General features: G+C 35.0%; 15 protein-coding genes. 10 read left to right on the forward strand and 5 right to left on the reverse strand.

Annotated elements, in window-relative coordinates; all coding sequences use genetic code 11:
* The first annotated feature begins 40 nt into the window (after positions 1-40).
* From ILT06_RS15450 to ILT06_RS15460, 3 genes are all read left to right on the forward strand, one after another.
* Positions 41-718: a response regulator transcription factor gene (locus ILT06_RS15450; protein ID WP_222655264.1), complete on the forward strand. Its 678-nt coding sequence runs from the start codon at positions 41-43 to the stop codon at positions 716-718.
* Between the two features lies 1 nt (position 719).
* Positions 720-2096, forward strand: coding sequence for a sensor histidine kinase (locus ILT06_RS15455; protein ID WP_064475811.1), 1377 nt, complete (start codon positions 720-722; stop codon positions 2094-2096).
* Between the two features lie 201 nt (positions 2097-2297).
* On the forward strand, positions 2298-2768 hold the full coding sequence (locus tag ILT06_RS15460; protein ID WP_064475810.1) for a DinB family protein: 471 nt from the start codon (positions 2298-2300) through the stop codon (positions 2766-2768).
* Between the two features lie 116 nt (positions 2769-2884).
* On the opposite strand, the gene ILT06_RS15465 is transcribed toward ILT06_RS15460, so the two are convergent.
* Positions 2885-4144, reverse strand: coding sequence for an MFS transporter (locus ILT06_RS15465; protein WP_222655265.1), 1260 nt, complete (start codon positions 4142-4144; stop codon positions 2885-2887).
* 69 nt (positions 4145-4213) lie between these two features.
* A complete protein-coding gene (locus ILT06_RS15470; protein WP_048559929.1) occupies positions 4214-4837 on the reverse strand; it encodes an ArsR/SmtB family transcription factor in 624 nt (207 codons plus the stop codon).
* 185 nt (positions 4838-5022) lie between these two features.
* On the opposite strand from ILT06_RS15470, the gene ILT06_RS15475 reads away from it, so the two are divergent.
* Together ILT06_RS15475 and ILT06_RS15480 are read left to right on the forward strand one after the other, a co-directional pair.
* The gene (locus ILT06_RS15475; protein ID WP_149174087.1) at positions 5023-6087 is read left to right on the forward strand and encodes an ABC transporter permease; all 1065 of its coding nucleotides are present in this window, start codon (positions 5023-5025) and stop codon (positions 6085-6087) included.
* Positions 6087-6758, forward strand: coding sequence for an ABC transporter ATP-binding protein (locus tag ILT06_RS15480; protein ID WP_088047167.1), 672 nt, complete (start codon positions 6087-6089; stop codon positions 6756-6758). The genes ILT06_RS15475 and ILT06_RS15480 overlap by 1 nt, the downstream gene beginning before the upstream one ends.
* A gap of 71 nt (positions 6759-6829) precedes the next feature.
* Here ILT06_RS15480 and ILT06_RS15485 read toward each other — a convergent pair whose 3' ends face one another.
* Together ILT06_RS15485 and ILT06_RS15490 are read right to left on the reverse strand one after the other, a co-directional pair.
* A complete protein-coding gene (locus ILT06_RS15485) occupies positions 6830-7948 on the reverse strand; it encodes an LPXTG cell wall anchor domain-containing protein (RefSeq protein WP_222655266.1) in 1119 nt (372 codons plus the stop codon).
* Between the two features lie 150 nt (positions 7949-8098).
* Positions 8099-8692 carry an ATP-binding protein gene (locus ILT06_RS15490; RefSeq protein ID WP_149174103.1) on the reverse strand — a complete coding sequence of 198 codons (594 nt, stop codon included), beginning with the start codon at positions 8690-8692 and terminating at the stop codon, positions 8099-8101.
* A 202-nt stretch (positions 8693-8894) separates the two neighbouring features.
* Between ILT06_RS15490 and ILT06_RS15495 the strand changes: the two genes are divergently transcribed.
* The 4 genes from ILT06_RS15495 to cuyA all read left to right on the forward strand — a co-directional run bounded on the left by ILT06_RS15495 (position 8895) and on the right by cuyA (position 14263).
* Positions 8895-9815 carry a class I SAM-dependent methyltransferase gene (locus ILT06_RS15495; RefSeq protein WP_088047170.1) on the forward strand — a complete coding sequence of 307 codons (921 nt, stop codon included), beginning with the start codon at positions 8895-8897 and terminating at the stop codon, positions 9813-9815.
* A 209-nt stretch (positions 9816-10024) separates the two neighbouring features.
* Positions 10025-11566 carry a serine hydrolase domain-containing protein gene (locus tag ILT06_RS15500; RefSeq protein ID WP_222655267.1) on the forward strand — a complete coding sequence of 514 codons (1542 nt, stop codon included), beginning with the start codon at positions 10025-10027 and terminating at the stop codon, positions 11564-11566.
* A 196-nt stretch (positions 11567-11762) separates the two neighbouring features.
* A complete protein-coding gene (locus ILT06_RS15505) occupies positions 11763-12995 on the forward strand; it encodes a DUF4073 domain-containing protein (protein WP_222655268.1) in 1233 nt (410 codons plus the stop codon).
* A 272-nt stretch (positions 12996-13267) separates the two neighbouring features.
* A complete protein-coding gene (gene cuyA / locus ILT06_RS15510; RefSeq protein WP_001046585.1) occupies positions 13268-14263 on the forward strand; it encodes a D-cysteate sulfo-lyase in 996 nt (331 codons plus the stop codon).
* Between the two features lie 169 nt (positions 14264-14432).
* Here the strand turns inward: cuyA and ILT06_RS15515 are convergent, their stop codons facing one another.
* Complete coding sequence (locus tag ILT06_RS15515) at positions 14433-14633, reverse strand: hypothetical protein (protein ID WP_154131362.1); 201 nt, start codon at positions 14631-14633, stop codon at positions 14433-14435.
* Positions 14634-14736: 103 nt separating this feature from the next.
* On the opposite strand from ILT06_RS15515, the gene ILT06_RS15520 reads away from it, so the two are divergent.
* Positions 14737-15159, forward strand: coding sequence for a hypothetical protein (locus tag ILT06_RS15520; RefSeq protein WP_064475800.1), 423 nt, complete (start codon positions 14737-14739; stop codon positions 15157-15159).
* The last annotated feature ends 780 nt before the right edge of the window (positions 15160-15939 follow it).

The raw sequence follows: 15939 nt of genomic DNA on the forward strand, positions 1-15939 counted from the left end.
TTAAGGTAAGGATGTAGAAGGATGAACAAGAGAGGGTTTAATGAAGATGATACATATTTTATTAGCTGATGATGATAAGCATATTAGAGAATTGTTACATTACCATTTGCAAAAAGAGGGGTTTAAAGTTTTTGAAGCAGAAGATGGAAAGGTAGCACAAGACGTATTAGAGAAAGAGAATATTCACCTTGCGATAGTAGACATTATGATGCCGTTTGTTGATGGCTATACGTTATGTGAAGAAATCCGGAAGTATCATGATATACCGGTTATTTTATTAACTGCGAAAGATCAGTTAGTTGATAAAGAAAAAGGATTCATTTCTGGTACGGACGATTATATTGTAAAGCCATTTGAACCAGCTGAAGTCATTTTCCGTATGAAGGCATTACTGCGTCGTTATCAAATGGTGAGTGCTGATATTATTACACTTCATGGAACAACAATTGATCGTAAAGGTATCGAAGTAAAGTGTAATGGTCAAACGATTCTGCTTCCATTAAAGGAATTTGAGTTATTATCACAACTTGCTAGTTATCCGGGAAGGACATTTTCAAGAGAAGAATTAATTGAATTAGTATGGGGAATGGATTTTGAAGGGGACGAACGAACAGTTGATGTTCATGTGAAGCGACTGAGAGATCGTTTCTCAAAACGAACGGATGATTTTCAAATTACGACAGTACGCGGACTCGGTTATAAGTTGGAGTTGAAATAAGATGAAATCATTATACTCTAGATTTGTTTTTATGACGGTTGGAATCATGCTACTTAGCAGTATTATCGGTTTTTTATTAACAAATGTATACTATCAAGTGAAGTTAAAACCGTACAATAGTGAAAAGATTTTAATGTATGCGGAAGAAGTAAAATCGTTATATGAAAAGCAAAGTGAAGAAAATCAAGAGGCGTACTTACAGTCTATCGCGAAATTAGGATATGAAATTTATATTGTCGATGATCAAAAGAACGGAAAGCGTATTGGCAATGCGTTTCGTAAGACGACAATTAGTGATGACACCGTTCGTAAAGTATTGCAAGGGGAAACGTTTAACGGCGTTTCTACATATCCAACACGCCTCTTTATTACGGGGTTTTTCGATAATGAATTAATTAATAGTGTCGGTGTGCCGGTAAAACACGGTGATAAACAGTACGCTTTATTCATTCGTCCTGACATTCAGCAACAATTTGGTGAGATGCGAATTTTTCTAGCGGTATTACTAGGGTTTATCGTTTTATTAAGTATTATTTTTATTGCGATTGCAGCAGGGTATATCATTCGCCCAATTCGTAAGTTCACGAGGGCTACGCAAAAAATTGCGAGTGGTAAATATGAAATTGAATTAGATGTAAAACGAAAAGATGAAATTGGTACGTTATCTACAAGCTTCCAAAAGATGACGAAAAGTATAAAAGAGTTAGATGAAATGAGACAAGAATTCGTTTCGAACGTTTCACATGAATTTCAATCGCCACTTTCATCCATACAAGGTTTTTCGAAAACATTGCAAACAGAAAAGATGAGTGAAGAAGAAAGAAACCATTACTTACAAATTATTGAGGGCGAAAGTAAGCGAATGTCTAGTTTATGTAAACAGTTACTTACGCTCGCTTCTTTAGACAAAGAAGAGAAAGTATTGCAAATAAAAGAATTTAATCTGCAGAAGCAAATTAAAGACGTCATTTTTATGCTCGAATGGAAATGGCGTGAAAAAGATATCGCTGTTGAATTTGATGTGCCAGACATTACAATACAAGGCGATGAAAACTTACTTCATCAAGTATGGAGTAACATCTTTACGAATAGTATTAAGTTTTCAAACGACGGCGGAACGATTGAATTTGTTGTAGAAGAATTAGAATCAAGTGTGATGATCTATATATCAGACAACGGAATTGGTATGGAAACAGAAGAAATGGATCGTATATTTGATCGTTTTTACAAAGTAGATACAGCAAGAGCAAGAAACGTAGAAGGTAGCGGTTTAGGATTATCGATTGTACAGAAGATTGTAGAACTGCATAACGGAAACGTTTCAGTGTATAGTACGAAAGGGGAAGGGACTACTGTTCAGGTGGAGCTTCCGAAATAGATGAAAGAGGCTGCTACGGAAGGGCCTCTTCTTTTTTGGTTTCTAGTATACGTGTAAAGTGAAAAAATGTGAGTCATTTTCATTACATAATCGGACGAGTTTGTGGAGTGAGCTCAGGAGGAAGTTTATTTAAACATGTAGAATCTCTACAGAGTTATAAGGATTGTATTAAAATTTGAACCGTATAGGGAGGAAATTACTTTGAAACGAATTGACTTGTTATTAAACGTACTAGATTCAACATTCGATAAAGAGAGTTGGTATGCACCGTTTAAACATGCTATAGAAGGACTTACAGCCGAACAGGCTATGTGGAAACCATATGGTGAGGCAACGAATACCATTTGGGAGAGCGTTAATCATCTCATTTATTACAAAGAGAGGCTTGCTGCAAACTTGGAAGGCCGTGAATGGACACATAATCTTGACGGTAATGACACTTTTTATCTTACTAAGCAATCTAATGATGACACGGAATGGAAGGAAGTCGTTGAACGTTCTGAAAATGCTCAGCGTAATTTAAGACAGGTATTGAGCGCGATTTCCGAAAAAGAGCTTGAACAAAATTCACTTGAGAAGAAATTACTGGACATCATGCTTCATGATGCTTATCATACAGGCCAAATTATTCAATTAAGGAAAATGCAGGGGTCTTGGCCATCAAATCGTTAATTGAACGTTTTAGTTGGTGCTATTGTTATATTTTTAGTGAAGTATTTTACATCCAAAATTAAATAACTACATTTTAACCCCGTCCCAAATCTAGAACGGGGTTATGTTTGTTCCTGCTATAAAGCTGTACCTTTCCCGCGCTCTTCCCTAAAATGAACTCCAAAAGTATCCGCTGTAATTTCATCAGCTTTCGGCAATGCTCGTAATTTCGGATGAAGCAGCCATATGAGAGAAATAAATAAAATACCGATGCTAGCGAGCGCAAAAATGAGTTGGCTACTAAATACATTTGCGGTGTATCCGCCAATTAAAGAACCGAACGGCATAGCAATTGTGCCCATACTTCGCATGACTGAGTTAATGCGTCCAAGATATTGATTTGGAATTGCAATTTGACTAATTGTCGCAAATAATATGTTGGTGGCACCGATTGGTATCCAAGCTAGGCCGAATAAGAAAATAGATAGCCATTGAAACGGTACAATCGTAGAGAGAAACCAAAAGATAGCGCCAGTCGCAAAGCTAATAATGGAGACACGGCCAACATTACGTTTGCCAACCCATGAACTGAATAATGCACCGATGAGACTACCTGCTGATATAGCAGCTAAGAAGAAGCCATATGATTTCACGCCTCCAACAGAATCAGCGTAAGAAGGGAGTATCGCCATTGTCATACCGATTGAAAAATTAGCGACAACTGAACCGATTAAGAAGGCGCCCATTAATGAACGGAAGACGATCGAAAAGCCTTCTTTTAAATCAGAGAAATATTGTTTAGTTGAAAGTGATGTATTGTTTTCCGCTTGCTTTGGCATTTTCAATGAAAAGAACAAAAGGGCAGTAATCGCGAATGTGAAAGAGTCGATTACATATAAAGTGATTGCGCCAAGTAGTGCTACTAATATGCCAGAAAGCGTCGTGCAAATTAAATCAATGCCTTGATATGCAAATGAAAAGAGTGAATTTCCTTTTAATAATTGTGTTTTATTCAATAGAAGTGGTAAAGCTTTTGATTGTGCGGGATAGGTGAATTGTTCGATAAAGGCTACGATGGGCATAATGATGAGTAGTAGTTGAACAGTTAATAGGTCGAAGTAGTGTGTAATAGGAATGATTAATATAAGAATACATTGCAAAACTTGTGTAATGACGAGGGTGTTTTTGATTGACCATCTATCAACGAATGGACCGGTAAGAAATTGAAGTGCAGAAGGTAATAATGTAAGGAAACCAGCCAATCCAGAATAAAAAGGATTACCACTCAGTTTATATACGAGCCACATCGCCGCTACATAATACAAACTATCTCCTATGTTTGTAAAAATTCTCCCTAAAAACAATAAGAGGAAATTCCGGTTTTTCAATATGTCCATTTAATCTACTCCTTTATAATAAATTTATTCGGTAAAATAAATTTGACCGTTTATGTAAAAAAAATCGTATTACGATTTTTCTTCTTTTTTCACAAAGCGCTGCATCGCTCGTTCGTCGATTTGTAGTGCAGTAGTAGAAATGTAATAAGATTTACTATTTGGATCTTTATCTGCATCTTTTGTAATCTCGTTTAATTCAGACATCACTTCATAAAACTTTTTCACCCACACTTGAAATTGTTCTGGCGTAGCATCAAACTCCCAGCAAGATGAAACGTAATTCCACTCAGCTGGATCTTCGCTGATTTTCCGTAATGTAAAAGCTTCTTCAGGTGCAGCGAGAATATGGCTTTTCGTCATTTCCGTCATTTGTAAAAAGATTTGGCGACCGGATTCGCTTAATATTTCTAAATGAGGTAATAGGTTCGCGGCAGGGGTGAAGCCTTTAGCGACAGATTGATAAAACTTTTGAATGATGCCATTCTTTTCTTCTGTATAAACAATTTCTATAAAACCATTCTTTTCTAATTCTTTTAAATGATAATGAATTTTCGCCCTTGGAATGCCGAATTTCTCAGATAGTAGTTGTCCTGTATAAGGACGTTCGCATAGACGCATCATCATTTCGACACGTAGTGGATCGCTTATTGCTTTTAGTTGGCTATAAGTAGTGAGTGTTAACATGGGCTTCAAAATGATCAACTCCTTAAATAAAATTACTCGGTCAAGATTATTTGACTGAATTGTATCAAGGATTCTAGTTATTTTCAATACTTTCTGAAAATTAAATCTTCTCCTCTGTAATCTTCTGTTCATATTCCGTTCATATTTCTTTTTTATGATTAGTGCATAGAAAAAAAGAGGAAGGAGCGAGCGAAATGTTTTTAGCTCTGCGTGAATTGAAACAATCAAAATTAAGATACGGATTAATCGGACTGATTATGGTGTTATTATCATTTTTAGTTCTTGTTATTTCAGGATTAGCAAATGGACTATCATATGATAATGCTTCATCGATTCAAAATATGGAGGCAAACAAGTTTGTTTTAGCAGATGATGCGGAAAATAAATTACTTCGTTCACAAATTAAGAAAGATGATGTAGATAACGTAGTAAATCAAGTAGGCGAGAAAGAGGCCGTTCCGTTTCGTGTGAAAGTTTCAACGTATGAAAAGAAAGATAGTTCGAAAAAAGTGGATGTTGCTATTTTCTCCAGTGAACGTGATTCATTTTTAGAACCGAACATTGTAAAAGGTAAGAAATTAGGTACAGCAAATAACGAAATGGTTGCTGATGAATCAATTAAAGAAAAAGGAATCGATATTGGCGATACAATTATTGATCCTGTTTCAAAGAAAGAATTTACAATTGTTGGATTTACGAAAGACCAAATGTTTAGCCATACACCAGTCGTGTATGTAAATGAAGACGTATGGGGCTCTATTTCACAACCAAACCAAAAAGATTATAGTGCAATTGCGCTGCATACAGATAAAGAAATTAAAAATGCACATGTTATCGACAAAAAAGAAGTATTACAAAGTATTCCAGGATTTAAAGAAGAGCAAGGAACATTAACGATGATCATTGCGTTCTTACTTGTTATCGCTGCGTTACTAATCGGTGTATTCTTCTACGTCATTACACTGCAAAAAACACAACAATTAGGTGTATTAAAAGCAATCGGTACAAAGAATTCTTATTTAGCAAATAGCTTAGTCGTGCAGGCGTTATTCTTATCAGTCGTTGCGATGGTAATTAGTATTGTCCTTGTACAAGGATTAGAACAAATTTTACCAGCAGGTATGCCGTTCTTATTAACAACACCGATGATTGCACAATATGCAGCAATCTTTATCGTAATTAGTATTTTAGGAACACTTATTTCGTTATACCAAGTATTAAAAGTTGATGCATTAGAAGCAATTGGAGGCGGGATGTAATGACTTCATTATTGAAATTAGACAAAGTAAGTAAAGTGTACGGAGAAGGGAATACGGAAGTAACAGCCCTTCATCCGATGTCCCTTGATGTGAAAGCTGGAGAATTTATCGGAATCGTTGGTCCTTCTGGATCAGGGAAAAGTACGTTATTATCAATCGCGGGTGCATTATTATCACCTTCAAAAGGGGATATTTACATTCGTGAGCAAAATATTACACAGTTATCAGAAAAGGAAATGACAGATATTCGTTTGAAAAAAATCGGCTTCATTTTCCAGTTTGCAAATCTTGTTCCATATTTAAATGTTAAAGAACAATTGCTTTATATTGCAAAGCTTAAAAAAGAAAACAAACAAGACTCAGAAAAGCGTTCGGATCATTTATTAGCGGCATTTGGATTAGGAGAAAGAAAAAATCATTATCCAAATCAACTATCTGGCGGGGAAAAACAAAGGGTAGCAATCGCTCGTGCGTTTATGAACAACCCCGACTTAATATTAGCGGATGAACCAACAGCAAGTTTAGACTCAAAACGCGCACGTGAAGTCGTTGAAATGATGAAACGTGAAGTGAAAGAGAGCCAAAAAGCAGCAATTATGATTACGCATGATGAAAGAATGCTTGATGTATGTGATCGTATATTGACGCTTAGAGATGGGAAGTTAATATAAAGAAAAAAGACAATCACACATAAATGTGCGGTTGTCTTTCGTATAATTATTTTAAAATAGGTATAATTGCTTTATTTTGAGAATAACGCTTTAATTTTATTTCGTGTTACTAATAAAACCCCGCCTAAGACAGATAACATACCTAAAGCCATATTATTTGATTGCTCACTACCAGCGTTAGGTAGCTCTCTAGCGTTATTGTTTGCGTTTGTAGTACCAGTCTTTGTTTCAGTTTGTTTCGAATGAGATACTTCATTAATTTTGTTATCGACATTTTGCTTCGTTGTATGTACCTCAGCTAATTTGTCATCAATTTTTTTCTCAGTATGTTTAAAGTCGTTGATTTTAATATCTAAGTCTTGTTTTTTCTTTGTTAAATCGTCTGAAACAGTTTGTTTCGCTTGTTTTATTTCGTTAATTTTATTTAGTAAATCTTCTCTAGCTTTTTGTAATTCAGCTAGTTTGTTTTTTACATCTTGTTTAGCTAGTTCTAAGTTAGCGGAAAGACTATCTAAATTGCCTTTAATTTTCTTAAGTTCCTCTAACGTGTTCCCAGTATTCGGCTTATTTTCTTTTAGCTCAGCAAGTTTGTCCTCAGCAGTTTGTTTTGCTTTCTTTAACTCAGCTAATTTTTCATCTACCTGTTTTTTAACTTCCTTAAGTTCATTAACCTTTTGATCGATATTTTCTTTATGTTGCTTAATTTCATTCACTTTTTCATCGACAGTTTGTTTATGTTCTTTAATCTCATTAACCTTATTATCGATATTTTGCTTATGTTCTTTAACTTCAGCAACTTTGTCTTCTACTTGTTTTTTATGCTCTTTAATTTCAGCGATTTTATCTTCGGCGATTTGCTTGTCTTGCTGAAGTTTTGCATCTAACTCTTGTTTACGTTGTTTCATTTCGTTAATTTTTTCATCAGCAACTTGTTTACGCTCATGTAGTTCATTAACCTTCGTATCAACATTTTCCTTAACTTGGTTAAGTTCATTCAATGTTTGATCCACGTTTTCTTTGTGCTGCTGCAATTTCGCATCTAACTCTTGTCTATGTTGCTTAATTTCAGCTAATCGATCTCCCGTACTTTGCTGAGGAGTAGCATCAGTTACTTCCGCATGAGCAGAGTTTGCGCCAGCAATCATTGCTAAAGCTAGTGTAGACGCAGCAATTGTTTGTTTTGTTTTCATATTATTGTACCTCTTTTCTTTCATATGCATGAGCTGTTTTGTGTAAAATTGAGCATATAGAAGTAGATTATCTTATCATTATATACCATGTACGATGTCTAGAGGAAGTATTTGCATAATAATCTATGATTATGTAATTTTTATAGTCTCTTATTTTTGGGTAGGGGACAAATCTTTAGCAAGATGCACAATTTCTTCTATAGTAGAGTTTATATCCTTGCTATTGCGAATAACAAACAAATAATCAGCCTCGTTTTCTATAGGATCTACCACATCTTCGTGAAGTGATTCAGAATGTTGTCGATCGAGTACTTCTTTGAAACTAGAATAATCACCTCTAAAAATATTTGTACTTCGCGTGCTTCGAGCTACTCTTTCGTAAAGGACATCATCTGGAATATCAAAATGAACGAGTATGCGTACATAGTCATCTTTCTGAAACAATTCATTGAGTAAATACATCCTGCCGTTTCGACTTCTATTTGAGTTGCAAATAATAAGGTGTAAACTCGTATGTTCTTTTGCATAATCAACAATGAATTTCGAAAAACCGTGCTTAAATGTATTAGTGCCTTCATCCGGCTGTAATTTTTCGTAATGTGTGTTGATAAATTCAGCTTGGTTATCTTGATCCATAACGAAAGAGTTGGGTAACTCTTTTTCTAGTTCTTTAGCAAATGTAGTTTTTCCGCTGTGTGTTTTTCCTACGGTAATAATGACTAATCGTTTCATATTGGCCTCCATATGTATTGTTATAATTTGGAACATTCTGTGTGAATCGACAATTTTCCTGCCAGAGAATATACAAATTGTTGGTTTGATAGCAGGCTAGAAACTTGACAAAAAAACTTATTTATTCTATAATTTACCAATATATAAATAAAGTGTATAATAGGGTTCTCCTGGCCAGGGGAACCCTATTTTTGTTGTAAAAATGAAGGAGTGTATGTGCGTGAAAAAAGGTGAAGCGAGTGTAACGTCGCTAGTATCAGCTTTCGGAAGAGCGTATCATAGTGAATTTGATCGTCCTAAAATCTTTGATGATTATGTAGCTAAAGATTTCATTTCACCAAAAGAACGTAACGATATTGAAACGAATATGGTTCAAGGGATACATTTTTTCAATACAGACATTGCACAGCAGTTTCAAGACAATCCACAAGAAATATTAAAATGGATTACACAAGTTCAATTATCACCAACACCTTTGGCACGCGCGGCATATTGTGAAAGAGTATTACTACATGAAATTACATTAGGCGCAAAACAATACGTCATACTCGGTGCTGGCTTAGACACATTTAGTTTTAGACACCGAGAGTTAGAGAATAAAATAGAAATATTTGAAGTGGATCATCCTTCTACGCAAGCGTTTAAAATACAAAGAGTGAAAGAAGCAAAGTATGAAATTCCAAACAATCTTCATTTTGTTTCGATGGATTTCACTAAAGATTTCTCGAAGCAAACATTAGTAAATGAAGGATTTGAAAATAAAAAGACGTTTTTTAGCCTATTAGGTGTTACGTACTATTTAACGAAAGAGGAACTATCTAGTTTAATAGAACGTTTATTTGCGATGGTTCCAGATGGAAGTTCTATCGTTGTTGATTATCCGGATGAAAATTTATTTACGGAAAAAGGACTGTCCAATCGAGTTGAAAATATGGTGAAAATAGCTGCAGTAGGCGGAGAACCGATGAAATCGTGTTTTTCTTATACAGAAATGGAAGCACTATTAGAGAAGGCGGGCTTACTCATTTATGAGCACTTATCACCAGAGGATATTGATAAGTTATACTTTGAAGGACGAAATGATTATTTAGAAGCTTTTGAGACGGTGCATTATGTGCATGCGGTGAAGAGGTAGAGGATTAGTAGGCATGGTGAGAAATCTCTGTGTCTTTTTTTATTAAATTTCCTGCCCTTGAATAAAGAACAGTAAAACCCCTAAGCATGTAAATTTTTGATTTTTATTACAATTATGTAAGGTTAAGTAATAAAAATCGATAGAACGGGATATTAGAATGGGATACTCTGATTGATGGGTAGAATATTCTGAAAAAAGGGGTGGAACAAATGAAGAATAGGCAAAAAGCATCGATAATATGCAAAAGTATTTTATGTTTAATTATTTGCATATTTATTACGAATGAAGCGTGTTTTACAAATGTGGTGAGGGCAGAATCGGGTATGTTGACTGATAGGAGTATAGAGGATTTCAAAAAAAAGTTGGATGAACAGGTACCAAAATGGCAGGGGAATTATGAGGTACCAGGGATTGCAATAGGGATTGTACATGAGGGGCGTATTGCTTATACACTAAACTACGGTTATGTAGATAAAAAGACAAAAAAAGCGGTGAGTGATGATACTTTGTTTCAAGCTGGTTCCATATCTAAAAGCCTTACAGCGTGGGGAATCCTACATCTTGTAGATGAAGGTCGTTTATCACTAGATGATCCCGTTGGAAAATATCTGACCAAATGGAAATTACCTAATTCAGAGTTTAATAATAATGAAGTTACGATAAGAAGATTATTAAGTCATACAGCAGGACTGTCTGCACATAAAGGATACCTTGGGGTTGTACCAGGGAAAAATCTTAATTCTATCGAGGAGTCTCTGTCTGGAAAAGGATGGCTTAATGAACCAGTGGAGGTTACCAATAAACCAGGTTCAGAAACAATTTACTCTGGTGGCGGATATACAATTTTACAACTTGTAATTGAAGAGGTTACCGGAATACCGTTTAATCGTTATATGGAAGAACAAATTATGAAACCTTTAGGAATGAAATCTAGTTCATTCTTACAACGTCCTGAAAACTATAACCTTTCGAAAGCTTATGGATATTTTGGAGAGGAACTTCCTAGTTACCAATTTACTGAACAAGCTGCTGCAGGTCTCAAGACAAATGTTACGGATATGATGACATTAATACTTGCAAGCATGGATGCAAATAATAAAGGGAATGGTGTCATCAAAAGTGAACGTGTTGAGGAAATGCAAAAGCCAGTATTAGGGGAGAATGGTTTAGGTATATTTGAAAAAAAAATATCTAATCAATGGGAATTAATTTATCATTCTGGTGACAATCGAGGCTGGCACTCTTTTTATGGTTTCATTCCTAATACAAAAGATGGATTGGTAATCCTTACAAATGGTGAAGGTGGTATAGATTTACGACAGGATATTTACCACGCATGGATGGAATATGAAACTGGAAAATTACCTGAAAGTTACTTCTCTCTAGCTGAGCAGAGAAAAAGCAATTCCATTACATCAATTGTTATTGGAGCCACACTTAGTGTATATTTGCTGCTATTTGTAATTAGATTGTACAAAGGTAGAAGAACTTTCATTTTTAAGCAAGAGAAGAAACCCTACATCGGATTAGTAGTTAGGACATTTTTACTTATTATTACTGCTATTCTCGTTTTTTCTGCTGCCTATTTGTGGAGAGTTTTCAGCTTGAATTCCGGTAATACAATAAACTTTATTCTAATAATGGTATGGATTATAACATTATTAATTAGTGGATTTTTCCCGAAAATTAGAAGTAATAAAAAACAACGTATGAGACTAAAAGATTTAACATCAAAATTTACATGTATGTAATGTTAAAGGCTAGAAAGCTAGATTGGCGTGAATCGCTAATTGTGGTTTGCAAAAAACGACAAAATCTCTTAAGAAACACTTAACTTTTAACGTCATCTATCTTTACAATCCCTCCTTATAATGTGAATTGGACAAGCACCTTAGAGAAAGCAGAACATGTCAGTTTATACATTTTATGATTAGGGGGAGAATTTGTATGAAAAAGACAGTTGCTTCGTTAGCAGTTATGACGGCATTATTACCGACGTTTTCAGCACATGCGGAAGGGAAAGAACAAGTTCGAAAATCAGCTACCACTTTTAACGTTATTAGTGATATTCAAGGGGATTTGGGGGATTTTGATCACGTATTAAAAGATATGAACAAAGTGACACCACTTTCTAGAGCGCTTATTATGAATGGGGATATAACGCCAACGGGACAACAGTCACAATATGATGATGTGAAGCGTGTGTTAAACAAAAATAAGCATCCAGAGAATGTATGGTCAACTGTTGGGAATCATGAGTTTTATGCTGGTAAATGGACAGCTGATGGGAAGCTCTCTCAAAGTACATGGCCAAATGGTGTAACGGAAGAAACGCTATTCAACCGCTACTTACAATTTAGCGGGCAAGAAAAGGTATATCATAAAAAAGAATTAGACGGTCATCCGCTTTTATTTTTAGGAACTGAAAAATATATGAAATACCACGATTCAAAAATGTGGGATGAAGTATTTATGAGTGATGAGCAATTAGGTTGGTTAAAACAAAATTTAGAAGAATATAGCCAAAAAGATAAAAATAAGCCGATTTTCATTTTCTCTCATCACGTTTTACCTGATACAGTATCTGGATCAAGACAAAATCCGTATTTACAAGATTATTTAAACGTTGATAAGTTGTACGATATATTAAAAGACTATCCGCAAGTTGTTTTCTTCACAAGCCACACGCATTGGGATTTAAACCTACCAGACTGGGCCGGTAAAAAGAAAATTACAGGCGGAGATAATAAAGGATTTACTGTTGTAAATACAGGCGGGATTGAAACGGGCTGGATGTCGGCTGGGCCAAATGGCGGAGAGAAGACTGCTCCTGATGGCTATTCATTTAAACAAGGGTTGCAAGTAAAAGCATATGGTAGCGATGTAATGGTGACAGCTTATGATTACAAACGTGATAAGGAGATAAAAAAATTATTAATTAGTGATTCGAAAATTGCACAAATGGCACCAAATGTAGCCGCTGATGATAGTAAAAATATAATCGTCGGTGCAACGGAGTATATGGAGTACTCTGTAGAAGGAACGAACGAGTGGCTGACGTATAATCCAGCAAATCCTCCAAAATTTGATGGGAACAAGATTGTATACGTACGCCATAAAGGCGAAATGAATGTAGAACCAGGATTAACGCAGCTTCTTCGATTTTCGGCAAATAAGTGATTGGAAGAGGGCCCACTTTTCATCGAGTGTGCCTTTTGGTGTTGTTTGTTCTTTTCGGTAAGTCGATATATTTGAAAAATCGCTGATATAATTCGAGTTGCGCCGATATAAATTTCATGTATCGTATTAAGAGCCGAAGTGTTAATACAATTTCATTCACTAACACCGAATTCCAACACATTTTTCACCCGGAAAGATGACTTCATCATTTTTACATGTAATAATAGTATCGTTACATACATTGTGAAAGAAGTACAAAAGGAGCGTTATTTATGAATTTAGCTAAATTCCCGAGAAAAAAATATACAGAGTCATATACACCAATTGAAAAATTAAACAATTTTTCTGAAGCACTTGGTGGGCCGACTATTTATTTTAAACGAGATGATTTACTTGGTTTAACAGCTGGTGGTAATAAGACGAGAAAGTTAGAGTTTCTAGTTGCGGATGCACAGGCAAAAGGTGCAGATACGTTAATTACAGCTGGTGGTATTCAGTCAAACCATTGCCGTCTAACACTGGCAGCTGCGGTAAAAGAAAAAATGAAATGTATCCTTGTATTAGAAGAAGGGCTTGAGCCAGAAGAGAAGCCAGACTTTAACGGAAACTATTTCTTATATCATTTACTAGGTGCTGAAAATGTAATTGTTGTACCAAACGGGGCAGATCTTATGGAAGAGATGCATAAAGTAGCGAAAGAAGTTAGTGAAAAAGGTAATACACCATATGTCATACCAGTTGGTGGATCAAATCCTACTGGTGCAATGGGATACGTTGCTTGTGCGCAAGAAATTATGGCACAATCATTTGACCAAGGAATTGATTTCAGTACAGTCGTTTGCGTAAGCGGTAGCGCTGGTATGCACGCTGGTTTAATTACTGGTTTTGCTGGAACACAAAGTCACATTCCTGTAATTGGAATCAACGTAAGTAGAGGAAAAGCAGAACAAGAAGAGAAAGTAGCAAAACTTGTAGAGGAAACTTCAGCTCACGTTGGTATTCCGAACTTTATCCCGCGCGAAGCTGTTACATGCTTTGATGAATATGTAGGACCAGGTTACGCGTTACCAACGCCAGAAATGGTGGAAGCAGTTCAATTACTTGCGAAAACAGAAGGTATTTTACTGGATCCAGTGTATACAGGGAAAGCGGTAGCGGGATTAATCGACTTAATTAAAAAAGGTACATTTAATAAAGAAGACAACATTTTATTCGTACATTCAGGTGGTTCACCAGCTTTATATGCGAATACGTCTTTATTTGCGTAAGTATGAAAAAGCATTGGGTATCCAATGCTTTTTGTTATATACTGGAATTGTTAGGAGGCAAGAGGAGGGAGTATATGAGTTCGAACTTACAATGGATTATATACACGGTACTCGGCATTGCTATTTTACTAATTTTATTTGTGACTTATGGAGTGTATTTATATTTCACTTAAGTGAAGTGGTAACCAAACCAAAGGAAAAATAAAATGATCGCTATAACAGCGGAAGCTAATATGAAGTAGGCGAAAGGCACGACATATTCTATTCCAACTCTGTCTAAAATAGGTGCGAAGAGAAAGAGATTAATAGTAACGAATATACTTACAATGAGAAACATATAACTTTTCCAAGTGTATGTTTGTAACTGCATAGAACGACACTCCTTTCTCTTTATTATTTATATTTCTAAGTGTAAAATAATTACCTTTATTTTACAATTTGAGATATTTTGTATTGAAAAGAGGTTGATGAATATGAGAGTTAGAAATTTTTCTCTAGTTTTTATTACCATATGTATATTCATAGTAACCGGCTGTTCAAATATAGTAGGAAATGAAGATCAAAGAATTCAAGTGCAAAAACATATTGGTGATAATGAATATAAAGATTTTAAGGTAGTGACAGATAATAATGAAGTGTTGCAAGTAAAGAAAATATTAAATGATATTAATTTTGAAAATAAAAAAGTGGAAATGTCTCATCCAGCGGCTTATCACTTTATTTTTCAATTTAAAAATCCGAAAATAGAGGCGAAAGCTGTGTTGTATCAAATTTGGGTAAGTACTAATAAGGAGAAATTGGAAATTAAGTCGGGGAATCATCTGTACGCTCAATTAGAAGGAAAACATGCAGCTACTTTATTTCGGATTGTTACAGGGGAGAAGTTAGCTGAATAAATATATATGGTTATAGGAATTCAATTCGTATTTATCATTTTGGGAGACACTTAGTTTTCAACAAAAATAGCTATTTTTTTATATTGGAATAAACATTGAGAATCGGATAAAATGTAAATTGAACATTTACTTGATGAGCATGAGGTTCTACGCTTATAAGCGGATTAATGAACCTTAAGGTGTGCATTAATCCGCCATTACATAATAATACTAGGAAATATATTGTTTTTACAAAGATTCGATGTTATGTTTAATTTTCTTAATATAATATTTTCCTTATATAGGAGTGGCTATTTGAAGAAATTAATATTATTAGTTTTATTGGTTACATACTGTCTCGCTATTGCAGGATGTTCTAATACTAGGATTACACCAAAGAATGAGTCTGAAAATTCAACACCTGAAAAGATTAATCGTATTAATAAAGCGTGGTACAAACATATATAATAGTTTTAAAGAAACTTGAAATTGTTGATGATAAGGTCATAAGGTGAAATTCGTTAGGCCGATAGTAGAGGTTGTGAAACCTGGTGAAATGTGGGAAGCATAGTTTACATTTAAATTTATAAAATATGCGACATTAAATTATTCACAAATAAAAGGCATTCTATGTTGCCTTCCTCTAACTTGAAACTTCTCAAAATTATTTCACTAGGTTAAAATATTTATAGAGAGGATTACCCTTTAACATTAGGGAAATGCGAGGGGGGGCGTAATAACTCGATTGATATGGTCCTTTTTTCACTTTATCTACCATCTTTATATATCTTTCTATTAAAA

It is taken from the genome of Bacillus sp. 17RED48, from assembly GCF_019837545.1.
Taxonomy (GTDB): domain Bacteria; phylum Bacillota; class Bacilli; order Bacillales; family Bacillaceae_G; genus Bacillus_A; species Bacillus_A wiedmannii.